This is a genomic window from Microcoleus sp. F10-B2 (genome assembly GCF_036704965.1).
Lineage (GTDB): Bacteria > Cyanobacteriota > Cyanobacteriia > Cyanobacteriales > Microcoleaceae > Microcoleus.
Genome location: NZ_JAUBTB010000097.1, coordinates 1 through 25,472, shown reverse-complemented (window position 1 = coordinate 25,472; position 25,472 = coordinate 1). Strand labels below are relative to the sequence as shown.

The window sequence follows — 25,472 nt, the reverse complement described above, 5'->3', positions numbered from 1 at the left end:
GGCTGCAATGAATGATGAATACATGATGCTTCTTCTCAAATCCTTTTGTCAAGACTGATTGAGATGCTCTTACCCTGCCCTAGGATTAAAGTCGCAGATACACGCAAGGACACGGCATTGCCGTGTCCCTACTTTCGTCCTAGCTGAGAGGACTGAATAATCAAGTCACTCATCACTAATCACTAATCACTCATCACTCATCACTCAGCTTTCTACCCGACGCACCTAGTAATTAGCAATTCCACCGCATCTGAAATAAAACACGATCCACCGAATTTATTGAGCACTGGTCTAATGTTTTCTGCAACTGCTGAAACTTGAGCTGGCGAACAAAAAGCAAGCACATAAATGTTATCCAGTGCCGTCATTGATGAATCACGGGAAACGTGATCCCTAGTGCTTTTTCCAGCGACATCACGAATCACCGAATAACCGGGTACGCCCGCTTTGTCTAAACCGTCTAAAATCTTGCCGAGTTCTACTGAGTGGGCTATGATTTCTACTCTTTTGACTGACTCCATCATCTCACCTCCAAAACATATTGATTCCGTATAGATACAGGGGAATGCCTACAATGATATTAAATGGAAATGTCACTGCTAAGGCAGTTGAAATGTAAAGACTTGGATTCGCTTCGGGAACAGTTAGGCGCATGGCTGCTGGTACTGCTATATAAGAAGCACTCGCGCACAATACGGCAAACAGCAAAGTGTCTCCCTGTGGCAGTCCGATTAATTTGGCTATTAGCAAAGCAATTACGGCGTTGACTATCGGAATTAGGATTGCAAAGCAGATCAGAAAAATTCCTGCTTCTTGCAAATCTTTAATTCTGCTGGCTGCAACCAGCCCCATGTCTAGTAAGAAAAAAGTCAGAACTCCGTAAAACAAGTCTTGAGTAAACGGACTCATAACTTCCCAACCATGTTCTCCTGTCAGTACGCCCATAATTAGGCTGCCAATCAGCAGAAAAACTGAACTGTTTAGGAATGCTTCTTGCAACACTTCTGGCCAAACTATTTCGCGTTTTCCTTCTTCCCCGCCAAATACACTGACTAGAATCAGACCAACTATAATTGCTGGGGATTCCATTAATGCTAGCGCGGCTACCATGTAACCGTCAAAGTCGATCCCCTGTGCTGTGAGGAAGGATGTTGCGGTGATAAATGTGACGGCGCTGATGGAACCGTAGGTGGCTGCGATCGCCGCGGCATTGTAAGAGTCGAGTTTTATCCTCAGTATGAAAAAAGTATAAATTGGTACTAGCATTGACATCAGCATTGCTGCCAAAATTGTCAGGGCGATTTGCTGGTCAATTCCGCTTTTGGACAGTTCGACGCCGCCTTTAAATCCGATCGCAAACAGCAGGTACAGCGAAAACAGTTTGGGGATGGGCGCTGGAATTTCTAAATCAGATTTGAGAAAAATTGCCAGCATTCCCATGAAAAAAGCTAATATTGGGGGATTTAAGATATTTGACGCTACTAAACTCAAATCCACGATCGTTCACTCCCATTTCTTGCGTTTTTAATATTACTTCCCCAGTAATTGTTGCACGAGAAGGGATCGATAGAGCGATCGAACTTTTAAAGCGAAAGCTCGACGGGGCTAAATACCGCCAAATATGGCAAAGACGCACGTTGCACACCCTACAACGAGTAAGGCGTGCACTTCGCAGCCGCAGGTTAAGTATTTGTGTTTAACTAAGCAACAGCCAAATAAGACTCTAGGGCTTCGGAACCACCGATCAACTTGCCGTCGATAAATACTTGCGGCACAGTTGTAGCCCCAGTCACAGCCCGCAGCGATCGGGTTGTGATCTCCCGGCCCAAGACGATTTCTTCATAATCCAAGCCATTTTTGCTCAGCAGTGCCTTAGCCTTAGCGCAGAAGGGACAGCCCATTTTTGTAAACAGCGAAACTAGCTTCGGCTTGGCTGCTGCGGAGTTGATGTAGTTGAGCATCGTCTCGGCATCGGACACTTTGAAAGGGTCTCCCGGTTCCTCAGGCTCAATAAACATTTTTTCAACCACGCCATCTTTTACCAGCATCGAATAACGCCAAGACCGCTTGCCAAAGCCTAAATCTGTTTTGTCTACCAGCATTCCCATGCCTTCGGTAAATTCGCCGTTACCGTCGGGAATTAACGTCACATTGTCTGATTCTTGGTCTTTTGCCCACTCGTTCATCACAAAAGTGTCGTTGACGGAAATACAAACGATATCATCTACGCCGTTTTCTTTGAAAACTTTGGCCAATTCGTTGTAACCCGGGAGGTGCGTTGACGAACAAGTGGGAGTAAAAGCTCCCGGCAGCGAGAAGACTACTACGGTTTTACCTGCAAATATATCATCGGTGGTGACATCGACCCACTCGTTGTCTTTGCGAGTGCGAAAGGTGACTTTGGGTACTCTTTGACCTTCTTGGTTCGTCAGCATGATTTTAAATTTTTGGGTACTTGGGTTCAATTCCTTTGCTGATTATAGCGTACTCATAACGAGTATGAGTTGTCAAGGGGAGGCGAGTTTTTTTCTCGGACTTGGGCGCGCGAGCTCAGTTCATTGTCTTTGCAACAGCTAGCAGATTTAAAACTTGCTGTTTAAGTAGGTCGGCAATTCTGTCTCCAATCCTTTGCTGCTGCTAACGGGTGAGGATTTTTTACACATTCTGTCAACATATCGATATCAATTCCCGGTAGCAATTCGCTTTGTGTGATTAATTCATAACCGCAGTTTGACACGAATTCAACCGGACTTTCTTCTCGCAAATGGTAGATAGAAAATCGGTCATTTCGCCAGAACCAAACCTCTCGCACATTCAGCCTTCTATACAGTTCTAGTTTATTGATGCTACCACTGGTAACAATTACTTCAATTACCAAATCGGGAAATTCTTTATCTGTCCCAATACAGTAAGCTTCATCCGGTTCCGTACCGCCACGTTTTTCCTCTTGTCGCAGAGTTGTAGACCCAAAAGGGAAATATTCGATTTCAGCTTCTACAAAGTAAATAAGCAGCAGATCTCCAATGCGAGTTTTTCTACTTTCATGGCGGCGAGAAGGTGACATAATTTCCAAAACTCCATCTAAATAAGTAACTCGATATCCTGCCGCATCTCCAATCCGATTCAGCAGTGTCTCGTATTGTTCCCAGTTGGCGCTATCGGTAATGTAGCGATCTTCAGGATCTTGGCGTTGGAGTGCTTGTTCTTTAAGTAATGTATCTAGCTCGATCGTCAGCATTGGTATTACCTCCTTACAAGTTCTTCTAATTTTAGCAGACGGCGGTTAAAATCGCGTCTACACAAACGATGTCTGCGGAGGCAGACTGAAGAGAATAACCCACGTTTAATCGCCTTTTATTCAACCTGCGGAGGCAGGTTTTGTTTTTATAGACGCGGTTGAAACCGCCGTCTTATTTTATTCCCACTCAAACTGCCTCCCCAAAGATTCCTCTAATTGCTGATTGTAAGGTCGGAAATAATCGCTCAACCTGTCGCGAACCGATTCATTTACCCGCTGATAAGAACCAGGATTAGCATTTTGGTACTCAGACAATTGATATTCCGGCAAATCTAAGAATTCTAAAACTTGCTTGAGTGTTGTCGCCGCACCTGCATAAAAATCTTCGCTTTTCAAAATTAACAACTGTTCTGGAGGAAAGAAAGCCAGCCAGTTTTTTATAAATTCTATGTACCTACCGCGAGCTAAATAATTCCCCGGTTCCTCGCCGATGATGTATTCTGGATTTTGATTCAACCGTTCAATTTCATCGCTAATTACTCGATCGAGCGATCGCGCTTCCCAATTTAAGTCAGTCAAGCGGTAAAATTGAGAAATCGCCCGATCGACCGGATTTCGCAAAAGTACAATCAGTTTCGCCTCTGGAAACAGGCTGTAGAGACGTTCCGGTGCTTCCCGAGAGTCAAAATAGCTCGGACTTGCTTCGCCAGTTACAAATTGCTCTCCCCGAGGCATGGGCGGAAAATGAGCCAAATACCAATCAATCCCTCTGTCAAAGTGCCACGAGAAAAAATCCATCTCCTTTTTAATCGGAGTCAAAATTTGCGGGTGTTGAGCTAAATAAGTATACAGAGAAGTCGTCCCGCACCGCTGAGAACCAATAATTATAAAGTTAGGAACTTTGACTGGTTTTAAGTTCCTATTTTGTATAACAGGCATCTTGCCTGTATCTGTTTGTGGAACAGGCATCTTGCCTGTATGTGGTTGTGGAACAGGCATCTTGCCTGTTCTCTTACTGATAAGAGAGGCAAAACTTTGTTTGTAACTGACAGTTCGATAAAAATCAATCGCCTCGGCAATTTTACCTTGCCTCGTCAAAGCTTCCCCCAGATTCAGATAAGGCCAAAAAGCCTCCGGTTTAGCTGCAACAACTTGGCGGCACAAGTTTTCCACTTCATCTAGCTTGTTTTGCCTAACAAAAACTTCCCACAAATTGTAATAAAACCACCAAGGAAGATCGGGATTTATTTCTATTGCTTGGAAAAATGCCGCCGCCGCTTCCTCCCAATATTTTTGCTGGCTCAAAACAGCACCTAAATTGTAATAAGACCAGCAATCATCGGGTTTTTGGGCGACAGTTGCGCGAGATGAGGCTAATGCGCGATCCTCTTCGAGGGCAACGCTTACGCACTTTTCTTGCTGCTGCAACAACTCCTCTAATTCCCCTGACAGTCCTGCACACCTCGGCATATTTGTCAATAAAAAATTGTAAATAATAATTGCGCTTTTTGGGCGATCGTACTGTGCTAAATTCTTTCCTAACTGCAAATAAAACTCCCAATTTTCCGGTCTAATTTGCAATTGAGATTGTTCTAAAACTAAATTTAAATCCGACTCTGTTTGTCCGAGAGCGTATCCCAACTTCTCGTAAATTCCCGGCAAATCTCCGTCAATTTCAACAGCTTTTAAATACGCGGCGATAGCTTCATCCCACTGTTTTAGTTTAGTTAAAGCGTCCCCTAAATTGCAAAAAGACCAAGCAAAATCCGAGTTGAGTGCAATCTCGCAGCGGTAAGCAGCAGCAGCCTCTTCCCATCGCCGAAGTTTCAGCAAAGCATCGCCCAAATTGTGATAAGACCAGGAAAAATCTGGATTTAACTCAACAGCTTTTTTGTAAGCAGCGACAGCTTCCTCCCATTTTTCAAGTTTCAGAAAAACATCGCCCAAACTGTGATAAGACCAAGAAAAGTCTGGATTTAGTTCAATAGCTTTTTTGTAAGCAGCAACAGCCTCATCAAACCGACCGCATTCTTGCAGGGAATTTCCCAAATCGTGATAGTCATTATCCATGCAAAACTCCTGCAATAGTCAGTAATTTTTCCAGCGAGTTCACATCCAACCGCATATTCTTATGTAAGGGTTTTGTCGGAGTTCCCTCATCAACCAAATCACCAATTAAATAGTAATGTTCCAAACCGCACAAATTGCTAATCATCCAATAACAATACGGAACATAAAGAGGAGAAAAAATCTCAATCACCTTAGTTCCAGGACTGCAAAAAACTAGATTAGTCAACCCCCCGCCGTGGGGTGCGACAACTACTTTAGCAGCAGCCAAACACGCTGCTTGTTCCGCTACCGACATCGTTTCCAGCTTGACACTGCGAAACCCCAATTTTTCTAAGTATTTAATTACTTCTTCATCGTTGACGATTCGCCGATAGGATGCTTGTTGGCGGCTGATATAAATTCGCTCTGAATAGTCTGTATTTAGGGGCTGTTGTTCCTTTAAAAATGTCTGTTTGAGATATTCACACTTCCATTTAGAAACAGCCCCCGAGCCGTTATAAGATATTGACGGAACTATTAATTTATCGGCGGTAATGTGTAAATTGCAGCGACTTTCTAAAATTTTATCTTGAGGAATTCCTAAAGTCTCTAAAGTTTCTGCTTGATAGGAAGAATCCGAGGCATTAACAACAAACTTATCTATAGTTTCTATCAATCCGCTCCGCTGCAAAAGGTCAAATCGCGTAATCACATCAAACATCCAATGAAAATAAGCGGCTCCACCCCAGCGAGCAGATAAAAAAGCCACATTTCCATCGACGTGTTCAGCGGGCGGCAATTTGTCGGAAGTGATTACCAATTCAGCACAACCCATTGAAATATCAGCAACAAGTTTATTATCTGAAGTAATCACGGCGGTAGTCACAACATCTGCCCAAGCTCGTCCGTTTGGCAATACGGCAACAAAAGCTTTTCTTGAATGAGTTTGATGTTCCCAAAATTTGCTGTTGCTGTCGATTGTTTTGGAATCAGATAAATTGATTTGACTTGCAGGATGGATGTCAATGCAGGTGAGGTGCGGATTGGATTCTGCTGGAACGGTCAAATCTTCTGTAAACCCACAGTATTTTTTGAGAATACTTAAGGGTAAGATTTGATTGCTGTATTCTCCTCGATCGCTCTCATCGACTTCTCCTTGTTGTTCCAGAGCATAACCTATATTATCGTAAGCTTCAAACAAATCGGGTTTAATTTGCAGGGCTTGAACTAAATTAGTGATTGCCGGTTCCCACTGCTGTTTTGCAATTAAACTCAAACCCAATCCTTCGTAACACCAACAGGATTTTGGATCGAGATTGATGCCTTGCTCATAAATTGCGATCGCCTTTTCTAATTCCCCTTGATTCCGCAGTGCATCACCCAACTTTTTGTACAGCCAACTATGATCGGATTCTAGCTCAATAGCACGACCAAAAGCCACTGCTGCTTCCGGCCAATTTTCTTGTGATTCCAGAACTTCCCCCAAACTATTGTACAGCCAACAATCATCGGGATTTAATTCAATAGCTTTGTGGTAAGCCACCGCCGCGTCCTCCCAATTTTCCAGTGCAACCAAAGCCTTACCTAATCTATCGTAAGACCAACAAAAATCGGGATTTAGTTCAACTAACTTGCGGTAAGCAACAGCAGCTTCCTCCCACTCAGAAAGCTCCATCAGCACATCGCCTAAATTGTTGTAACTCCAACAAAAATCGGGATTTAACTCAATAGCTTTGCGGTAAGCAGCAGCGGCTTCGCCCTGTTCCTCAATCGCCTGCAAAGTTTCCCCCAAAAAGTGGTAAGACCAACTAAAATTAGGGTTTAGTGCGATCGCCCGTTGGTAAGCTGCCCGAGCTTCGTCAAACAGTTCTTTCTCTTGCAGAGCTTTACCCAACTTGTGGTAAGTTAAGTAGTTGCCAGACTTAATTTTAATAGCTGTTTGATAGCGGGCGATCGCCTCATCAAAATAACCGGAATTCGCCGCAATATCCCCCAACTTTTCCCAACCCAGAGACAACTGAGCTTGCTCTTCGCCCAAACTTTTATTTCCGATTTTTTTGACAATCAGTTGATAGCCTTTGTGTACTACTTCTAACTGACTTCCAAACATCTCCAAAAAAACATCTATCCCGATTTTAGTATCTTGCTCCGGGCTGTCTGGAAACGTAAACTCGTAATCGTCAAAAATCATCAAGCCCCCAACTTTCACCAACCTCCAAGATAAAATTGCATCTTGCAGAGCACTGGTGGGTTTGTGACAGCCGTCAATGTAAGCAACATCGTAATATTCCGAAGCCAAATTAATTAACAAATCTTGAGAGTAACCTTCTAATTCAATTACCCGATCTGCTGCTCCAGTTTTAACAATATTGCCCTTAAAATGTTGTTGAAAATACAAATCTATACAAGTAATCTTTGCCGTCGGATGAGTTAAAATATTATCCAGCAGCCAGCAAGCCGACATTCCCTGAAAACTGCCGATTTCCACAACTTGAAAATCCGCAATTCCGGTAAATTCCTGCAAATGCCGTTGCCAGATAGGAATATTGTGGGTAAACCAATCTTGGGTAAATTGATAATCTTTCGCCGCACACTCAGGCCAACCCCTCAATTCGCTTGCTTTTTGGTGGCAAATAATTGCTTCTTCCAATTCCCCTAATTGGGGTAAAATATTTCCTAAATCGTTGTAAGGCTTAGAATTGTTCGGCTCGATTTCTATTTGGTGGCGGTAAGCGGCAATTTGTGCGTATAACTCTTGTTGTTTCGCCCGAACATCATTCAGTTGGGCGACAACTTCCGCAGCATTTGGTTCAATTTGCAGTGCCATGCTATAAAATACGATCGCACCTTCAAGCTGCTTCTGTTTCGCTAAACTATTGCCTAAATTTATATAAAACTCCGCTCCATCTAACTCTATTTCCAGCAATTTGTGGTAAATTTTCCCGCTTGCGAGTACCTCAATAGCTTGACAATAAGTTTCTATTGTGCTGTCTAAACCGGATTCGCTGCGCTTCCGCAAAACATATCCCAACCTCTGATTGATTCCCGTCAAATTCGGCTCAATCTGAACCGCGTGCAGGTAAGCGCTAACAGCTTCATCCCAGGATTGTTCGCAGGTTAAGGCAATTCCAAAATTGCAATAAAACCAAGGAATATTTGGATTTATTTCAATAGCTTTGCGGTAGCAACTAATAGCTTCAGACCACACTTTTTTGTGAGCAAAAGCGTCCCCTAAATAATTGTATGCCCAGTAGGAATTATCATTAATTTCAAGAGCCTGACGGTAACATTTAATAGCTTCATCCAACTCGCGCTTCTGCACCAAAACATTGCCCAAACCAAGGTAAGCACGAGCGTAGTTGGGATTGAGTTCGAGGCTTTTGCGGTAACAGGCGATCGCCCGATCGCTTTCTCCTCGCTCCGCCCAAGTTTTACCCAAACTGTGGTAAGATTCAAAAGAATTTGGATTGATGGCAAGGGCTTGTCGGTAATTGGCGATCGCCTCATCCCACCGTTTCTCCCCGACCAGCATTTCTCCCAAATTGTGATAAGCTGTTGCCAGTTGCGGGTTTAACCCAATTGCGCGCGAATAACACTCCATAGCGCGATCGAACTTTCCCAATTCAACCAAACTATTTCCCAGAGTCACGTGTTCCTCAGCAGTTGCCCAATTCGGCTCGATATTAAAAGCTTGATACCAACAGTCTGCCGCCTCTTCTCGCTTCTCTAACTGCGTCCAAACTCTCGCCAACTGCCGGTAAGCAGCAGCAAAATTCGGCGCTAGCGAAATCGCTTTTTCACAATTGGCGATCGCCTTGGACCACTGTTTCCCCTGAGAATACAAAATGCCGAGATTAGCATAAACTTCCGGCAAATTTGGATTGCGATCGATTGCCGCTTCATACCACTGCTTAGCTTGCTCGATTTCACCTCGAACCTGCATCACCTTTCCCAGCGTCTGGCAAGCTGCCGCCAAATTCGGTTCAATTTTCAACGCTGACTCGCAAGCAGCAACTGCCTCATTCAACTTTCCTTCGGCTAAATAAACTTCTGCTTGCCGACTCAAATCAACCGCTGCCTTTTCCATCTTCTCAATCGAGGGCATAATTAAACTTGCTCCAGACACCAACTAATTCAAACCCACCACCTCAACCATCCTTTTCAGCGAACTCAAGTTCACTAAAATATCCTCAGTCAGCGAATTCTGATACATCAACTGTCTAATAGGATAGCATTCAAAAGCCTCGCCCGTTAAAAAGTAATGTTCCAACTGCAAATATTGACTGATTCCCCAGTAATAATGGCTGATATAGTGAGGCGACACCAACTCAATTACTTTAGTTCCCTGGTTACAAAAAATTGTATTTGTTAAGCCGCTGCCGTGGGCAGCCACTATCACCTCAGCGTGGTAAAAATGAGCTATTTGCTCTGCCAAAGACATCGACTCAGGCAAAATTGAAACAAAGCCAAATTGCTCCAAAACCTCGATCGCATCTTCCTCGTTCAAGACTCGTCGGTATCTTGCTTTGCTGCGGCTGATATAAATGCGTTTTGGATAGCTTGAACTAGGTATAATTCCCTTGAGAAACTCGCGCCTCAAAAAATCCATCGCCCACCCAGAAGGCCAGCCCAAATATCCCGCAAAAGACGGTACAATTAACTCTGTTGCTTGAATGTGAGGCAAGCGATCGCTCTCCAAGACTTTTTCTTCGGGAATGCCCAGAATCCTCAGACTTTCCCGCTGAAATTGGTGCTGACAACTATTCACCAAAAACCAATCTATTTCCGCCAAATCCCTACCGCTGTGCCGCAGCAATTCTATCCTCGGCAAGACATCAACCATCCAGTGAAAATAGACATTTCCCGACAAACCAGAAAGCACCGTCACGCTGCCGTCAATTTGCTTTAACGGCGGAAAGGATTCTAACTGAAAAACGCTGTGTTTTCTAACATCATGCTTTTCGCATCCCGGTAAAAAACCCGGATAATCTCTCGACACATCAGCCAACAAATAATTGTCAGGAGTCATTACAGCGATCGCCTTGCAAATCAGCCAATAATTTTCCTGCGGAACAATCCAAACTCGTCCGTTGGGAATTGCAGCCACAAAAGTCTTGGGCGACTGCACGGGTATCGGTTGCGAGTTGGACAAACGGCAAACTCCCCAACCCAAATGCACCGGATCGAACCACTTAGAAAGTCGCTGCAAACACAGCCCGCAAGTTAAACCGGTACAATCGGAATTTTCCAATTTGGAATTGGCGATCGCAAATTGGGAATTCGGAATATTTTCTGCACTTGCTTCTGGTGCAGGTTTCCAAAATATTTCCACATAATTGTCAGCATCCAACTTAGCATTAACCAGCCAATCCCAACTAGATAAATAAATACCTTTAGGAGGTTTGAGAGAATTGCGTTCTGGCGACATAAAACTCTGTTTTTTCCACTCTTTCTGCTCTCCATACCCGTGCAATTGCAGATCTAAAACTTTTTGATAATAATCGATCGCCCGTTCCCAGCGCCCCTGTTTTTCCAGCAGTTTAGCCAACTCAAAATAAACCTGCGGTAAAGCAGGTTGAATCGTCAAAGCTATGCGGTAAACTGCAATTGCTGCACCCAAGCGCTGTTGCTGGGCTAAGGAATTTCCCAGCCGCCAGTAAATCTCTGCATTTTTCGGCTGAATTTGCAAAGCTTTTTGATAATAAACGGCGGCAGATTCGTGTCCGCCGTACTCTGTTAAAGCATTTCCCAAATGCAAGTAAATTTCGGCTAAATTATCGCAGATTTCAGCAATTGGTAATTGGGCATTGGGCATTGGGCATTGGGCATTGGGCATTGGGCATTGGGCATTGGGAATAGTTTCTTTTTCTTCCTTCTTCCCTCTTCCTTCTTCCTTCTTCCTTCCAGTTAGTGCTGTGAGAAATCGATCGCACGCCGCGATCGCCCTTGACAATTCATCATCATCTACAGCAGCAACTCTCCGCCTTTGTGCCAAGCGGCAGTATGCCTCAACAAAATCAGGCTTCAGAGCTATCGCCCGCTCAAAATAAGGCAGGGCTTCCGCAATTCTGCCCAAAACCATCAAAGAAAATCCGGCGTCTGTATAGCCCGAAATATAGTCGGAATCGATCTCGATCGCGCGATCGAAACAAGCAAGCGCCGCCGAATGTTCCCCCTGTAATTGCCACGCTTTCCCCAGATTGTAGTGAGCCAAAACCATGTCCGGCTCCAACTCAATAGCTGTGAGGTAAGATGCGATCGCCCTTTCCGGACTTTTGTCCAGCAAGGCTTGACCCAAATTATTGTGCAGCGTTGCCCAATCCGGCTTAATCTCGATCGCCCGCTGGTAAAGCTCGATCGCCTCAGCAGCCCGATCGTCCTTTAGCAAAATCACACCCAGATTGCTGTAAGCTTCCACGTAATCAGGCGCCACGGCGATCGCCTGTCGGTAGGTATCCATTGCCTCTTCGAGCTGACTATTTTCATCTAAAACCACAGCCAGATTGTATAAAGCATCGAGATAATCCGGTTTTTGGGCGAGCGCATTTCGGTAACAGCCAATCGCCCCCAACAAATTACCCTGCTTGTGAAAAATATTTCCCAAGTTATAATTAAGTTCCGCCCAATCTGGTTTCAAATCCAGAGCTTGTCGGTAGTGAAAAACCGCCTCATCCAGCCACGCATAGTCGCTGTAAAGTTGACCCAAATAAGCATGAGCCAGAAAAAACTGCGGCGAAATATCCAAAGCTTGCACAAAAGCGTCTCTTGCCGCCGTCGGATCGCCTTGAGCTTCGAGAATTTCGCCTAAAGTCGTGTAAGCCTTGGGCGAAAACGGTTGAAGTTCGATCGCCTTTTTGCAAAACTCGATCGCCTCAGTTAACTTCCCCCGGTTCAAATAAATTTGGGCTTGCCGGATATATTCTTCAGTGCTCATTGCTCGCGGTGCAGTTGCGGTTTCTTTACCGCTTCAGTAAAACTTAGAATTTCTAATTTAAAAACTTTGTATTTATATTTTGCCCGATCGGGCGATCGATTAATTTTATCAATAACTGTCGATCGATTTTTTTAACTGCCCCTGCTTCAGTTCCTGCATTGAATATTTCAACCTCACCCCGCTTGTGGCAGAGTGAGGTTGAAATCCTTTAAAACTACCGGCTTTGTGAGAACAGCCCCAAATCTTATTCGGTGCCGCCCCACAACAGCCAGTTGTTTTAGAACAACTCGAAGTTGCTGGAGGTAATCGTCAGGCCAGTCTGCAACTGAGCAACAGTTAGGACTCCGCTGCCGCCGTTGAAGTACAACGCACCGCTTTGCGGGTCGTAGATCAACTTGTTCGTCGTGTTGGTTCCTGGGGTGGCTGCGTTGAAACCAGAAATGACGACAAACTCGCTGGCCTCGAAGCTGGTGCCCAAACCAGAGAACACACCACCCGATTTCAAGCGGATCTTATCTTCGCCGGGGGTAAAGTCTGTGATCGTGTCTACGGGGTAATCGCCACCGCTGGAGAAGAAGTAGAACGTATCGCTGCCAGCACCGCCTGTGAGGACATCAGCGCCTCTGTCGCCAGAGATAAAGTCATTGCCAGAACCGCCATTGACAGTATCGTTATCTTTACCGCCGTACAGGCTGTCGTTGCCGTCGCCGCCGCCGACAACATCGTTGCCTTGGCCGCCAAAGACAGTATCGTTCCCACCGCCGCCGAGTACGGTGTCGTTGCCTCTGTCTCCAGAAATCAAGTCATCGCCATCGCCGCCGTCTACGAGGTCATCACCTTTACCAGCAAAGATGAAATCGTTGCCGCCGCCGCCAGCGACCACATCGGCGCCGCTGCCTGAAAGGATGGTATCGTTGCCGTCGCCGCCGCCGATACTGTCATTGCCGCCGCCCGATAGAATCAGCTCGTTGCCACTGCCACCAGCGATGACATCAGCGCCCGCAAAAGTCTGGATGATATCGCTGCCGGGGCTGCCGTTCAACCTGTTGTCGCCTTGGGTACCGATAACGGTAAAGCCACCGCCACCGACACCTCCAGATAGTGAACTTGCTGGTTGTGTTGGATTAGTTACCTGTGTCATTTACACTCCTCCTAAAAGATCAATCATTTTTCTACAATACACTTTTCCCTCCAAAGGGATTCAATAAATGAAACCGGACATCGGTTGAGACCCTAATTAACCCGGCTGCTATAAGCTGTCATGTAATTTAAATTGTCAGCAGCGAGCCTGGGAGCGCGAGTTGAATTCTGTCTTCGTGGAGCAGCAAATATCGGTTTTTTCCTGCTTTTGACTCTCGACTCCACCACTGCCTCCTGTAACACGAAAATATTCCAGTTAAACGCTTGTGAGTTTACCATACTGACGGTCGGTGTGGCTAGTCATTTTTTAAACAATAGCCGGAAAACACACAGAGACCATTTTTAATGGGAGTATACTCTCAAGATTGAGAATTTCTACCGCAGTCGTTGGCAACTGTCGATCGCCGGAGAGTTCGATCGCCCGCAAAGGGGCTGTAACTGAGTTGCGATTTTTCAGTATACTCTGGTTGACCAGACTTTTGAGTTCCGCTAATAGTTCCCCAGAAATCAAAATTTTTTAGCTGGCTTTCAAAGTAAGCCCGCGCACTTGCGGGTCGTATTCAATCAAACCTAGCCCTATAAAGCGATTTAAGCTGCTGGAGTTACCGCTTTTAGTGGCAATTTACTTATCTCCTACACACTCTTGAACCCACTCTTGAGGCCGATCGCCTTGATTTTTTAACCTATACAGTCCAGGACGCACGCTTCCGCAAAAAACCCGGTTTCTCGTTGTCAAGTTCGAGGGTATATGACCAAATTACGTGCATAGACCGGGTTTTTGCCTCCAGGACTGCGATATCCCTCGCGATACGGCAGATTTTATCGAAACATCCCGGTTTTTCAACCAAAATAGCTGATTTCAGCTATGAGCGAGCTCCATCCAGACCATCCAGCGCTTGTGTGATGAAGTTGGGATTTGGCGTGTCCCGCTAGAGTTCTGACGGTACTCTCAAAGCTGAGAATAAGCAGCAGCGCATCTTAATTTTCTGTTGGTTTGCGACACAATGTAAAACAGAGAAATCTTCGATCGCCCTCCAGCGACTATTGAGGGTGACAGGCCACCCCGAGCTTCTGTAAGTTTTTATATAATGAGATTTGACAATTTAACTTAACAATATTTTGTTTTAACCAAATATCTTCTTGCTAATTGTTAATTTCGAGCTGCTCATTAACAATTAGCAATTTTCTGGAAATTTGGTTCTGCCTTCATAAACAAGCTGTACTATTCCCCAGATCGGTGTGCTTCAAGTTGCGCTGTTGACCCATTGGAATTGCTATGGCTGTCGTAGCTGTAGACGTGAGGGTCGCCCTCGAAAATATAATTGATAGAAGTAGCTGCATAGTAGGTCAGCGCTAGCAGCGATACTAGATTAAGAATTCGATAAATTGGCTTCTCAGACACTTGGTTCATTTTTACTCCAACTTTTTGTGCAAATAGCAAAGTTTGATACAGTGACGGCACTGTTTTTGAGAAGTTCCCAAAAACCCAACACCTCTCAAAACTCCGATCGATCGCGTTATGAACTCTTGATGCCCGATCGCATACAACAAGTCGTGCTTGAGATTTGAAAGATTTGTTGTTGCCTATTTCATATTGCAGTCTCTGCCTTTACTTGTGTATCTAACTGGGGTAAGAGTTAGGCATTTTTGGCGATATCAAACTCTACAATTTCCTGTTGGCAGCCGCTAAAACTTGAAAACCTATAGCCTCAAAAGCTTGCAGGGTAAAGATTCTATCTATTTTTCCACAGCTAGCAACGATTTTCTCAAATTCGATAAATGGTACGGAGCAGCCGGACGTAATAAAACTTATTCAGTTGGTCAACGCAACGCTAAAATCTGTCTAAAGTTATACTTTTGCAAGCAACAGACCGTGTTAAGTAGGTAGGTGAAAATAAACCGACCTATCAGAATGGAGGGCGGCTGAGTCCAGCAATAAACTGCCGGCTTTTAAAGATATTCGCTTAACCCGCCCCTAGAAGATATTATTTTTTTTCGTACCGCTCTACTTACATTGCGTATTAAGTTTGAGCTTGGTACAGGTGGCAGATATTTTTTTTATTGAAACAAATTTTGCGGTCGCTGTCGGACAAATTTGGTCTGACAATGTTGACTCAGCAGCAGCCTTAAATCACGATGTGACACAATAAAAGTAGGCGTCAAAAAGCAGAAAGCAGAATGTGAGAGCGGTCAATCGATTTGAGATTTGAGATTTGAGATTTTAGATTGACTTGCGCGAGATAAATGCTCTTTCTTGAGGATTTTAGATTTTCGATTTGGGATCGATCCCACTGATCGATCGCGTGGCGGGTACCACCTTTGAAATTCGTGGTCAAAAAATACTGTTGGGAGATTCAGAAGTTTTATTTAATTAAACCTTCTAGGTGCAAAATTTTACCATAAAAAAACAAGATAATTTACTCGCTGCGACGAGCGAGGCACTGGGGATATTTTTATGACCAGATAACCGACTGTGATTGAGTCAGTTACTTCCACAATTTATTATATTTTTTGCTCGCCTTGAGCTGTTTGTACAACCGACTTTTTGCTGGTAATTTGCAAAAGGGATAGGGGCAGAACAACAGGCCAAGCCAGAGGTCCGATTATTAAGGCTATCCAAGATATCAAGTCTTTTTTAGATGTAGCCTTATCGTTCCAAAAACTTTTAAACCAAACAAGAAAAACGATTAAGGCAACCGAAAAGTAGCTAATAATTATCATTGTTTTACCTGCCTGCTTACAGATGGGATAGAAGTATTTATGATTATTGTATCTCAGGGTGCGACTCGCCGATCGCCACTTTCGGCCCTCGGCTGCAACTGTCGAAAACTCAAAGTTTCACAGCTTTTCGAGTCCATAGCCTGCGATGTCGAACGGACGCAAGCCCGCCCCGCAGTGGCGCGGGGCCCTCAAAGTCTTGGGCTCAGAAGTTTTCGAGGTTTAGTCCAATGAGGCTACCGCCACAATCACAGCGCGATCGAGGTCTCTCGTTCTCTGTGATTTCACTCACGTATAATCGCAGACTTCGGTCACAAGTCGAGCCAAGAACGATCGCACAGCTTAGCCGACTGCAATCACCCTGCTCTATTCTCAAATGCTCGATATTATAATCGTCGAGTTCAACGAGATTTCATGCAAGTTCTGAGTTTAAAATCCGATCGCGCGATCGCTCAACTGTTTGATCGAGTCACCCATTCAGGCAATCTGACTCGCACTCAAAGCCACGAACTGCGCGCCATCTGCGAAAGCGCTCTCAGCGCCGAAGACCGAGATGCAGTCAACCGCCTGCTTGACGCCATCCGTCGCGGATGAGTCAGGATGTCCGATTAGTCCTCTGACACAGGCAGTTGAGATCGGTATTTCTACTTTCTTTCCTGTATAGCTTTGCCAGCAATCAGATTTCCGCGAGTGTGTCGCTCCATTAACCTTCTCAACAAAAAATTGTGCAGCGATCGCAAAGCTCGAACTCGGTTCCTTGAAGAAGCCGGGATTTTTGATATGAAGCAGTCAGCAGTCAGTAGCCTGCAGTCACCAGTCATTAAGTAGATACACGGAAAAACCCCACACCCAGACATTCAGTAAATGCAACCAAAACGGATGTCTGAACACCGTAAAAGTTTTACGTTTAAGTAAGTGGATCTATTTAGTTAGCAGTCATTAATTACCCGCCATTCGCAATCTATAAATAAATAAATAAATATTAATTTTTTTGTCAAAGTATCTAGACAAAAAGTAGAGATTTCGGAGTTGCCAAAACCGAGGAATCATGACGGGGTTTGTGTTCTGACTCGCAAGGCGATCGAGGAAACATTCGATCCCCTACTCCGGCTGACACAAATCACCAATTAAGAGCCAATCGATCACATTTACTCGCGTATTTGAATCACATAAATGTTGGGGAAATCAGTCAATACTGTCAAAAGTCAGTAAAAAAAAAAAAACAGATGATGACCCAAACGTTTTTACCTCAATTTACTATTGCAGAGCTAGTCTTTCAGGTATATCACTCCGGTCTGCTGACTGCCACTCACCGAGAACAGCTCAAGACAGCCCTGTTAAATGACTGTCTTACAGAAGAAGATCACACAGCCATCAACCGCTTGCTCCACGCCGTTCGCCGGGGCTGGCTGAAAGTTGTAGCTTAAACTGTGGCCCCAAATTTTTGCCACTCGTCTTTAAATCGACTGTGACATGAAGGCAGAATTAAATCCCCTTAAAAAAATCAGGAATTACGCTAAATGTAGGGTGCGCTACAAGCACCCTTCGGTTTTAACTTCTGTTTTGCAGCTTATTTACTCAGAGATTTTGCCGTCAGGCATCATCGCCTCTCTCAGATTCGCTTCATTCAAATTTGTCCCGCGCAAAGAAGCTTGATGCAAGTTTGCTCCCCGGAGATTTGCTCCCTTGAGAGAAACTCCGCTCAAATCTGCTAGATGGAGATTTGCACAGCTCAAGTTAGCTCCGCTCAAATCGGCTCCCTTCAAATCCGCTTTTTCGAGATTTGCTTCGGTCAAATTTGCCCAACTCAGATTTGCTTGAGTTAGATTAGCATCGCTGAGGTCAGCTTGTGTTAAGTTGGCATCGGTTAAATTTGCTTTGCTGAGGTTGATTCCGCAAAGTTTTACTTCTGTCAAATTTGCACCTTGCAAGTTAGCGTTAACTGCATAAACTTGAATCAAAATTGCCCGCTGAAGGTTTGCATCTCTCATGTCTGCACCCCTGAGACTCGCCCCCGTTAAATTGGCTGCGGTGAGCAGGACACTCCGCAAAATGGCTCCGCTCAAGTTAGCTCCTACCGCCTCGCATTCGCCGAAATTAGCGGACATGAGGTTGGCTTGGGAGAGGTTGGCTTGGCTGATATCTGCTTGATACAGATTGGCTCTGTAGAGGGTGAGGCCGATGGAATTTGCACCTTTTAAATTAGCTTGACTCAGGTCAATATCGCGCAAATTAGTCCTTGACATATTGGCACCGCTCAGGTCTACTTTGTGAAAAACCCGTTCTCCGGCTGCATACCGTCTGAGAAGTTCGTCTGCATTCATGTCATTGCCCCCCAAATACTTAATAATATCTTTGATATTTCAATAATATTAGGCATGAGCGACCTTTACGTTTCTTGGTCAGAATACCATCGGAAAATTGAGGATTTGGCTGTACAAATTGATGAATCTCAGTGGAAATTCGATCGAATTGTCTGTCTGGCGAGGGGAGGGCTGCGGGTTGGGGATACTCTGTCGCGGATTTTCGACAAACCTCTGGCGATTTTAGCGGCCTCGTCCTATGGTGGCGGCGAGGGAAAAGTCCGGGGTACGATCGAGTTTGCGCGCGATTTGACAATGGTGGGCGATAATTTGGGCAGCCGCATTCTCCTGGTTGACGATTTGGTGGATTCGGGAATTAGTTTGCACCAAGGTATCGCTTGGCTGAAGAACCGCTACGGCGAGGATATTCAGGAAATTCGGACTGCTGTACTTTGGTACAAGGCTTGTTCTGTTGCAAAGCCTGATTATTATGTAGATTATTTGGCTGACAATCCTTGGATTCACCAACCTTTTGAAATGTACGAAAAGATGAGTGCTGCTGATTTTGCGGCGAAAGTTGGGAGTTAGTCAATAAAAAACTAAAATCTGGTCTGTTTTTAATAGGGTTTTGGCGGTATTTTGCACTTTTTGGCACCGTCTGCCAGCGGTTGAAACCCCTGTCTCATAGCTAAAGTCCTCTCAAATAAAACTGAATATTTATTAAGGTTTGGCAGTCGGTTTCAACTGAGATATTGTAGCATTGTTAGCAACAGGCTCTCCGGCCTGTTCCACAAGAAATTCATTCTTTGTGGAACGGGCCGGAGAGCCTGTTCATAAAAGGATTATTGAGAATGGTGCAACATCTCAGTTTCAACCGACTTTAGCTATGAGAGGGGGAATTAATTCCCCGGGGGGCTTGTGAGTAAGTGCAAGTCTGCCTATACAATTAGCGAACCGAAAGAATGCGATCGCCCAATTCCATACTCTCTGCCAAAACTTCCTGCCGCGCCCACGTATCCGCCGCCAAAATATCGTCTAAAGCCGGACTTTCACAGTTATCGGTTTGATGTTTGTCGCACGCCTTCTCAATCAACTTCGGAATATCCAAAAACTTAATCTTCTCCTCCAAAAATAGCGCTACCGCCTGTTCGTTTGCCGCATTCAGCACCGCTGGCATCGAACCGCCTGCACGTCCAGCCGCATAAGCCAACTGCATACAGGGATACTTTTCATGATCTGGTTCTCGGAAAGTCAAATCCCCAGCTTTTACCAAATCCAGCCGTTCCCAATCTGTATGAATTCGCTCCGGCCAAGACAAAGCGTAAAGCAGAGGCAAGCGCATATCCGGCCATCCCAACTGCGCCAAAACAGACGTATCTTGCAGCTCAATTAACGAGTGAATTATGCTTTGAGGATGGATGACAATATCAATATCGTCATAATCCATCCCGAACAAGTAATGAGCTTCAATTACTTCTAATCCTTTATTCATCAAAGTAGCAGAATCGATCGTGATTTTCTGCCCCATCGACCAATTCGGATGTTTCAAAGCATCAGCTACTGTTACTTCTGCTAACTTGTCGATCGGCAAATCTCGAAAAGAACCCCCCGAAGCTGTGAGAATAATGCGCCGCAACCCGCCAGCAATAACACCTTGGAGGCACTGAAAAATAGCCGAATGTTCCGAATCAGCGGGCAGTATTTTAACACCGTATTTTTCGATCAGGGGGTTGACAACGGGGCCACCAGCTATTAATGTTTCTTTATTGGCTAAGGCGATATCTTTGCCTGCCTCAATAGCAGCAATTGTTGGCAGCAAACCGGCACAGCCAACTATGCCAGTGACGACGGCTTGAGCGTCGCCATATTTGGCAACTTCGACAACGCCTGACTCGCCCGCAAGTAAAATAGGTTGAGGATCGATGTCTGCGATCGCCTCCTTCAATTCCTGTAATTTATCTTCGTTGCAAATCGCAACAATTTCCGGTCGAAACTGGCGAATTTGCTGGGCCAGCAACGTTACATTTCGTCCGGCGGTTAAGCCGACAATCCGAAATTGATCGGGGTATTGAGCTACAATATCCAGAGTCTGAGTGCCGATGGAGCCTGTGGAGCCGAGAATAGTTATTGCTTTCACAATTGTTTAATGTTTTTTGGGCTATTCTAATATTACGATTGCGGGGATTAAAATTAGTAAAAGTTTGCCCGAATTTATTCGGGCGGGCACCTAAAAGCGTACAAACTTTCGTCCCCCTGCGCCGACTATTGAGTAAATGATATTTAGAACGGTCAGCTAGTCCCAGTTTTTATGCAAAACTCCTCAGAAAATCTTAGTATCTCCAGCGAGGAAAGCCGCAGCATACTTCCGGACAAATTACCCCCAGCTCAATTGTTTCCGCCGAGTGTAATTTGGATGACGGGTGCGGCTGCTGCGATTTTCTTTTTGTGCAGCAGTTGGCGGCACGCTTTATTTCAATCAACCGCTTGGGATTTAGGCATTTTCGACCAAGTTATCTATTTAATCAGCCAGGGAAAGCCGCCGATTTCCTCATTTTTGGGCTTTCACATTATGGGCGATCACGCTAGTTTGATTTTCTATATTTTAGCATTATTATACAAAATATCTCCCGACGTTCACTGGCTTTTTGGGGTACAAGCTGTTGCTTTAGCTGTGGGTGCTTTGCCTGTTTGGAGTTTGTCAAGTCTAGCTGGTTTGAATCCTAAAAAATCGGCGGCAATGGCAGCGGTTTATTTGCTTTATCCAGTGGTTTTCAACATTAATTTGTTTGATTTTCACCCGGAAGTTATAGCTTTACCTGCTATTTTGTGGGCGATTTTGGCGGCGCGTTTGAGCCAACCTTGGCGGTTTTGTGCGGCGGTTATTTTGATTTTGGGCTGCAAGGGGGTTTTATCTTTGACTGTGGCGGCGATGGGTTTGTGGCTGCTACTCTTCGATCGGGAAAGTTTATCTGGGAAAAACAGGGTAAAAAGGGCGATCGCACTTTTTGCTATTATTGCCGGCACAGCGTGGTTCTTAATTGTGACTCAAGCAATTATTCCAGGTTTTAGGGGGACTGAATCCGGCAGCGTCGGGCGCTATGCTTATCTGGGAAGCTCCGTATTAGAAATTGCTGCAAATTTGCTATTAAAGCCTGGGTTAGTTTTAGGAAAGGTTTTGTCGATCGACACCTTTAAATATCTATTTTTATCGATATTACCCGTGATTTGGGGGCTTTCCCCTCGCTATTTAACGCCTCTGGTTGGCGCGCTGCCGACTTTAGTTTTGAATGTCCTTTCTGAAGAACCGTTTCAGCGCAGTTTTGCTTATCAGTATTCGCTGCCAGTAATTCCATTTTTATTGTTAGCAGTTATCTCGACAGAAGCAGGAAGAAGCAAGAAGGAAAAAGGAGAAGGAGAAAAAATACCAATTACTCATACCCCCTTCTCAATTATTAATTTAAAGGCTCCAAAAACAATCATTGTGTGGTCGTTAATACTTTTTTTATTTTTGGGCGAATATAAGGATTTTTGGCTGTATCTAAATCGCGCCGACACTGCGCAAGCGACGCGGGAAGCTGTCAGCCAAATTCAGCCACAAGCTAGCGTTTTAACCGACAACCGACTTGCCGCCCACTTGGCTCACCGAGCGACAATTAAGGCACTTTCGCAAATTTATTCCGAGGCGGATTCGGTTAATTTTGACTTTGTACTGTTGAATTTGCGCTATCCGTGGCCCGACACTAAAGAAATTGGCGATCGCACAGCAAATTACCTCAAAAAATCTCCCAAATTTAAATTACAATATCAGAAAAATGATGTTTTGCTATTTCAAAAATTTGGTTATAGATAATAATTTAAAATGATCGATTTAAAACAGAAAAAAATTCACCCTGTAGCATGGATGGTAGGTGTAGCAACCCTCATCCTTTTTGCCACCAGCAGCGCGCGCCACGCTTTGTTTCATTCAACAGCATTCGATTTAGCAATTTTTGACCAAGCAATTTATTTAATATCCCAAAATCAAACCCCATTTTCCTCTTTAATGGCAATCAACATTTTGGGCGATCACGCAGCATTTATTTTCTACCCGCTAGCTTTACTTTATAAAATATATCCAGACGTTCACTGGCTTTTATTTGTGCAAGCTGTTTCCCTAGCGTTAGGTGCTTGGCCTAGTTGGAGTCTAGCACGTCAAGCGGGCCTAAGTGAAAGAACATCAATGGCAATTGCAGCCGCATATCTGCTTTACCCCGCAGTATTTAATGTCAATCTTTTTGACTTCCACCCCGAAGTAATTGCTGTGCCAGCAATTTTAGCCGCAGTCTTAGCAGCTAGACTTGATAAAATATTGTGGTTTTGTGCCGCCATTCTATTAATTTTAAGCTGCAAAGCCGTGCTCTCGCTGACAGTTCTGATGATGGGTATTTGGCTGTTTTTATTTGAAAAAACGCGCAGGTGCGGACTGATAGCTATATTTCTCGGCGCGGCTTGGTTTTTGATTGCAACTCAAACGATTGTACCGTATTTTAATCAGGGCAAGCAACACGCAGGTGTCGGGCGATATCATTATTTGGGAAACTCGGTTTTTGAGATTGGTATTAATTTAATTCTGAAACCTCATCTAGTAGCGGGACGGCTGATTTCAGCGGATACTTTGGGATATTTAACTTTGTTATTTTTGCCTGTAATCTGGTGGCTTTCCCCGCGCCATTTGTCGCCATTAATTAGTGGTTTACCCATGCTATTGATGAATCTTCTTTCGGATATAGAGGCTCAGCGAGATTTGATCCACCAGTATTCTGTGCCGATATTTCCCTTTTTATTAATTGCTGTAATTTCTACCCTAGCAGACAGAGAGAAAAGAGGGAATAATTTTGCTAAAAATGCCGGCAATTATGTGTGGAATCACCGCAACTGGATTCCTCGACTTGGGAAGCAATTATCGAAACGCATTTCTATTAAATCTATTAAACATATCTGGTGGATTACCCCCAGATGGAGGTGGGTGAATTTGTGGTTTTCCAATTTGTCAAACTTGTTGATTTTGTGGTCGCTGTTAGTGTTCGTGATTTTGGCAAAGTACGGCTACTTCGGGACAGTTTATTTAGAATCTCTTGATAATTGGCAAGCGACGAGGCAGGCAATTAATCTCGTGCAAACTAAAGGCAATGTTTTAACTGATAATTCCCTAGCAACTCATCTCGCTCACCGTTCAACAATAAAATTGCTGCATCAAGTTGCCAACGGACAAAGTTTAAATGAATTTGAGTATATACTGCTAAATTTGCGCCATCCTTGGCACGATACGGCGGATACTGCTGTGAGTGTAGCTGCTCAACTTCAAAAATCTTCACTGTTTCAAATAAGCTATAAACAAGACGATGTTTTGTTGTTTAAAAAAAATCATAAAATAAGTAGTATTAATGAATAAATTAAACTCTTTGAAGAATCTAAACTATTATCCTGTCATTGGGTCGATCGCCCTTTTTTCTCTGCTATTTTACATTTGCAGCAGCACGCGACACGCCCTGTTTGAATCCAACGCTTTTGAACTGGGAATTTACGACCAAGTAGCATATCTAATCAGCCAGGGACAAACGCCGTTTTCGTCATTTCTCGAAATTCACCACATGGGAAACCACGCCGCTTGGGTGATGTATCCTGTGGCTTTGCTTTACAAAATATATCCCGAGGTGCATTGGCTGTTGTTAGTGCAAGCAGTTTCCCTAGCATTGGGTGCTTTGCCGACTTGGAGTTTGGCGCGTCAAGCCGGATTAAATAATAGCATAGCTTGGGCGATCGCCTGTATGTACCTCCTCTATCCATTAGTATTTAATGTCAATTTATTCGACTTCCACCCCGAAGTAATTGCTTTGCCCGCACTTCTAGCAGCAATCTTAGCCGCGCGGCTGAATAAAACAGTATGGTTTTGTGCTGCCATTATATTAGTTTTGAGCTGCAAAGCCGTGTTATCTTTAACCGTGGCTGCGATGGGTTTTTGGCTGTTATTTTTTGAAAAAAAGCGTAATTGTGGACTCATCGCTCTATGTCTCGGCGCGGGTTGGTTCCTGGTAGCTACTCAGGCAGTTGTACCGTATTTCAATCAGGGAAGAGAACACGCGGGAATCGGGCGCTATGGATATTTAGGTCATTCAGTTTTAGAAATAGCTGTTAATTTAATATTGAAACCAAATCTCATTTTATGGCGTTTGTTTTGTTTTGAGACTTTTGAATATTTAGCGTTGTTAGTTTTGCCTGTAATTTGGTGGATTTCGCCGCGTCAATTGACACCTTTAATTAGTGCTGTACCGATGTTGGCAATGAATATTCTTTCAGATATCCCCGCTCAGCGCGATTTGATTCATCAATATTCTCTTCCGATATTGCCATTTTTGTTGGTGGTCGTAATTTCTAGTTTAGCAGATAGAAACCAGCCACAGGGAAAGACAATATTTGATAGATTGCCAGTTCCTAATTTTCCATTGCCTAGAGTCATTGTAATTTGGTCGTTGATTGCTTTCTTAGCTCTAGCAAAATACGGCTATTTTTGGACTATTTATTTAGATTCACTCGACACTTGGCCAGCTACCAGAGAAGCCATCGCTCTCGTCAACACCAAAGGCAGTGTTTTAACAACTTCTCACATTGCTCCGCACTTAACGCACCGCCCTATAGTAAAATTAACTCAAGCTCACGCGCCACCTGCAAATCTCGCAGAATTTGAATATATATTGGTGAACCAGCGCTATCCCGGTTGGATGAGCGATCGAGAGTTTGTTAAAAACCTAGTAACTCAACTCCAAAATCACCCTCAATTTCAACTCAAATATCAGCGGGATGACATATATCTATTTACCCAAAATCCTAACAAATAAATCAGGTTTTCCTGGTTCGCGCCCTTGGCGCCTTAGCGGTTCGTAAAACGAATATCATTCAGTCCTAGATGCACTAAGCTGTTATCTATTTAAACTGTAGTCAAGAAACAATCAATATCTTGTGGGGTGGGCTTCTAGCCCACATTCCGCACCCCCAACTGGCACATACGCGGATTGAGAGGGTAAAAGTGAATCATCCGAGATAATAGTGAGTA

At 44.3% G+C, this 25,472-nt stretch carries 21 protein-coding genes; 8 read left to right on the top strand and 13 right to left on the bottom strand.

Going from position 1 to position 25,472, the window contains the following annotated elements:
- Positions 1-212 precede the first annotated feature (212 nt).
- The 10 genes from QUA99_RS27170 to QUA99_RS27125 form a co-directional block, all read right to left on the bottom strand.
- Complete coding sequence (locus tag QUA99_RS27170) at positions 213-524, bottom strand: P-II family nitrogen regulator (protein WP_223300725.1); 312 nt, start codon at positions 522-524, stop codon at positions 213-215.
- A gap of 1 nt (position 525) precedes the next feature.
- Complete coding sequence (locus tag QUA99_RS27165; RefSeq protein ID WP_333242743.1) at positions 526-1,497, bottom strand: sodium-dependent bicarbonate transport family permease; 972 nt, start codon at positions 1,495-1,497, stop codon at positions 526-528.
- Between the two features lie 203 nt (positions 1,498-1,700).
- Positions 1,701-2,435 carry a glutathione peroxidase gene (locus QUA99_RS27160; RefSeq protein ID WP_333242746.1) on the bottom strand — a complete coding sequence of 245 codons (735 nt, stop codon included), beginning with the start codon at positions 2,433-2,435 and terminating at the stop codon, positions 1,701-1,703.
- Between the two features lie 161 nt (positions 2,436-2,596).
- A complete protein-coding gene (locus tag QUA99_RS27155) occupies positions 2,597-3,238 on the bottom strand; it encodes a Uma2 family endonuclease (protein ID WP_333242749.1) in 642 nt (213 codons plus the stop codon).
- Positions 3,239-3,415: 177 nt separating this feature from the next.
- Positions 3,416-5,308: a tetratricopeptide repeat protein gene (locus QUA99_RS27150; RefSeq protein WP_333242752.1), complete on the bottom strand. Its 1,893-nt coding sequence runs from the start codon at positions 5,306-5,308 to the stop codon at positions 3,416-3,418.
- Entirely contained in the window at positions 5,301-9,392 is a 4,092-nt protein-coding gene (locus tag QUA99_RS27145) for a tetratricopeptide repeat protein (RefSeq protein WP_333242754.1), read from the bottom strand. The genes QUA99_RS27150 and QUA99_RS27145 overlap by 8 nt, the downstream gene beginning before the upstream one ends.
- Positions 9,393-9,416: 24 nt before the next feature.
- Positions 9,417-12,221, bottom strand: coding sequence for a tetratricopeptide repeat protein (locus tag QUA99_RS27140; RefSeq protein WP_333242757.1), 2,805 nt, complete (start codon positions 12,219-12,221; stop codon positions 9,417-9,419).
- A 277-nt stretch (positions 12,222-12,498) separates the two neighbouring features.
- Positions 12,499-13,362 carry a calcium-binding protein gene (locus QUA99_RS27135; protein ID WP_333242759.1) on the bottom strand — a complete coding sequence of 288 codons (864 nt, stop codon included), beginning with the start codon at positions 13,360-13,362 and terminating at the stop codon, positions 12,499-12,501.
- Positions 13,363-13,668: 306 nt separating this feature from the next.
- Positions 13,669-13,872, bottom strand: a complete 204-nt coding sequence (locus QUA99_RS27130) for a hypothetical protein (RefSeq protein ID WP_333242762.1) — start codon at positions 13,870-13,872, stop codon at positions 13,669-13,671.
- Between the two features lie 711 nt (positions 13,873-14,583).
- Positions 14,584-14,772, bottom strand: a complete 189-nt coding sequence (locus tag QUA99_RS27125; RefSeq protein WP_333242765.1) for a hypothetical protein — start codon at positions 14,770-14,772, stop codon at positions 14,584-14,586.
- Between the two features lie 17 nt (positions 14,773-14,789).
- On the opposite strand from QUA99_RS27125, the gene QUA99_RS27120 reads away from it, so the two are divergent.
- Positions 14,790-14,930 (top strand): hypothetical protein, encoded by a 141-nt coding sequence (locus QUA99_RS27120; protein ID WP_333242767.1) that lies wholly within the window; start codon positions 14,790-14,792, stop codon positions 14,928-14,930.
- A 933-nt stretch (positions 14,931-15,863) separates the two neighbouring features.
- Here QUA99_RS27120 and QUA99_RS27115 read toward each other — a convergent pair.
- Complete coding sequence (locus QUA99_RS27115) at positions 15,864-16,082, bottom strand: hypothetical protein (protein WP_333242769.1); 219 nt, start codon at positions 16,080-16,082, stop codon at positions 15,864-15,866.
- Positions 16,083-16,121: 39 nt separating this feature from the next.
- Between QUA99_RS27115 and QUA99_RS27110 the strand changes: the two genes are divergently transcribed.
- The 3 genes from QUA99_RS27110 to QUA99_RS27100 all read left to right on the top strand — a co-directional run bounded on the left by QUA99_RS27110 (position 16,122) and on the right by QUA99_RS27100 (position 17,506).
- A complete protein-coding gene (locus tag QUA99_RS27110; RefSeq protein WP_333242772.1) occupies positions 16,122-16,313 on the top strand; it encodes a hypothetical protein in 192 nt (63 codons plus the stop codon).
- 180 nt (positions 16,314-16,493) lie between these two features.
- Entirely contained in the window at positions 16,494-16,673 is a 180-nt protein-coding gene (locus QUA99_RS27105) for a hypothetical protein (protein WP_333242774.1), read from the top strand.
- A gap of 632 nt (positions 16,674-17,305) precedes the next feature.
- Positions 17,306-17,506 (top strand): hypothetical protein, encoded by a 201-nt coding sequence (locus tag QUA99_RS27100; protein ID WP_333242777.1) that lies wholly within the window; start codon positions 17,306-17,308, stop codon positions 17,504-17,506.
- Positions 17,507-17,653: 147 nt separating this feature from the next.
- On the opposite strand, the gene QUA99_RS27095 is transcribed toward QUA99_RS27100, so the two are convergent.
- Positions 17,654-18,403, bottom strand: coding sequence for a pentapeptide repeat-containing protein (locus tag QUA99_RS27095; RefSeq protein ID WP_333242779.1), 750 nt, complete (start codon positions 18,401-18,403; stop codon positions 17,654-17,656).
- Positions 18,404-18,457: 54 nt separating this feature from the next.
- Here QUA99_RS27095 and QUA99_RS27090 point away from each other — a divergent pair, with 54 nt between their 5' ends.
- Entirely contained in the window at positions 18,458-18,970 is a 513-nt protein-coding gene (locus QUA99_RS27090) for a phosphoribosyltransferase family protein (RefSeq protein WP_333242782.1), read from the top strand.
- A gap of 358 nt (positions 18,971-19,328) precedes the next feature.
- Here the strand turns inward: QUA99_RS27090 and dxr are convergent, their stop codons facing one another.
- Positions 19,329-20,519 (bottom strand): 1-deoxy-D-xylulose-5-phosphate reductoisomerase, encoded by a 1,191-nt coding sequence (gene dxr, locus QUA99_RS27085; RefSeq protein ID WP_333242785.1) that lies wholly within the window; start codon positions 20,517-20,519, stop codon positions 19,329-19,331.
- A gap of 171 nt (positions 20,520-20,690) precedes the next feature.
- Here dxr and QUA99_RS27080 point away from each other — a divergent pair, with 171 nt between their 5' ends.
- From QUA99_RS27080 to QUA99_RS27070, 3 genes are read left to right on the top strand one after another with little or no spacing between them, the layout of a single operon-like run.
- Entirely contained in the window at positions 20,691-22,232 is a 1,542-nt protein-coding gene (locus QUA99_RS27080; protein WP_333242788.1) for a DUF2079 domain-containing protein, read from the top strand.
- 9 nt (positions 22,233-22,241) lie between these two features.
- Positions 22,242-23,813, top strand: a complete 1,572-nt coding sequence (locus tag QUA99_RS27075; RefSeq protein ID WP_333242789.1) for a DUF2079 domain-containing protein — start codon at positions 22,242-22,244, stop codon at positions 23,811-23,813.
- A complete protein-coding gene (locus tag QUA99_RS27070) occupies positions 23,806-25,257 on the top strand; it encodes a DUF2079 domain-containing protein (protein WP_333242792.1) in 1,452 nt (483 codons plus the stop codon). The genes QUA99_RS27075 and QUA99_RS27070 overlap by 8 nt, the downstream gene beginning before the upstream one ends.
- Positions 25,258-25,472: the final 215 nt, after the last annotated feature.

Coding starts and splice junctions, on each gene's coding strand:
- QUA99_RS27105 (WP_333242774.1), top strand. CDS start 16,494: ATGCAAGTTCTGAGTTTAAAATCCGATCGCGCGATCGCTCAACTGTTT.
- QUA99_RS27125 (WP_333242765.1), bottom strand. CDS start 14,772: ATGAACCAAGTGTCTGAGAAGCCAATTTATCGAATTCTTAATCTAGTA.
- QUA99_RS27160 (WP_333242746.1), bottom strand. CDS start 2,435: ATGCTGACGAACCAAGAAGGTCAAAGAGTACCCAAAGTCACCTTTCGC.
- QUA99_RS27095 (WP_333242779.1), bottom strand. CDS start 18,403: ATGAATGCAGACGAACTTCTCAGACGGTATGCAGCCGGAGAACGGGTT.
- QUA99_RS27110 (WP_333242772.1), top strand. CDS start 16,122: ATGATTATTGTATCTCAGGGTGCGACTCGCCGATCGCCACTTTCGGCC.
- QUA99_RS27070 (WP_333242792.1), top strand. CDS start 23,806: ATGAATAAATTAAACTCTTTGAAGAATCTAAACTATTATCCTGTCATT.
- QUA99_RS27140 (WP_333242757.1), bottom strand. CDS start 12,221: ATGAGCACTGAAGAATATATCCGGCAAGCCCAAATTTATTTGAACCGG.
- QUA99_RS27090 (WP_333242782.1), top strand. CDS start 18,458: ATGAGCGACCTTTACGTTTCTTGGTCAGAATACCATCGGAAAATTGAG.
- QUA99_RS27155 (WP_333242749.1), bottom strand. CDS start 3,238: ATGCTGACGATCGAGCTAGATACATTACTTAAAGAACAAGCACTCCAA.
- QUA99_RS27100 (WP_333242777.1), top strand. CDS start 17,306: ATGATGACCCAAACGTTTTTACCTCAATTTACTATTGCAGAGCTAGTC.
- QUA99_RS27115 (WP_333242769.1), bottom strand. CDS start 16,082: ATGATAATTATTAGCTACTTTTCGGTTGCCTTAATCGTTTTTCTTGTT.
- QUA99_RS27170 (WP_223300725.1), bottom strand. CDS start 524: ATGATGGAGTCAGTCAAAAGAGTAGAAATCATAGCCCACTCAGTAGAA.
- QUA99_RS27135 (WP_333242759.1), bottom strand. CDS start 13,362: ATGACACAGGTAACTAATCCAACACAACCAGCAAGTTCACTATCTGGA.
- QUA99_RS27075 (WP_333242789.1), top strand. CDS start 22,242: ATGATCGATTTAAAACAGAAAAAAATTCACCCTGTAGCATGGATGGTA.
- QUA99_RS27145 (WP_333242754.1), bottom strand. CDS start 9,392: ATGCCCTCGATTGAGAAGATGGAAAAGGCAGCGGTTGATTTGAGTCGG.
- QUA99_RS27080 (WP_333242788.1), top strand. CDS start 20,691: ATGCAAAACTCCTCAGAAAATCTTAGTATCTCCAGCGAGGAAAGCCGC.
- QUA99_RS27150 (WP_333242752.1), bottom strand. CDS start 5,308: ATGGATAATGACTATCACGATTTGGGAAATTCCCTGCAAGAATGCGGT.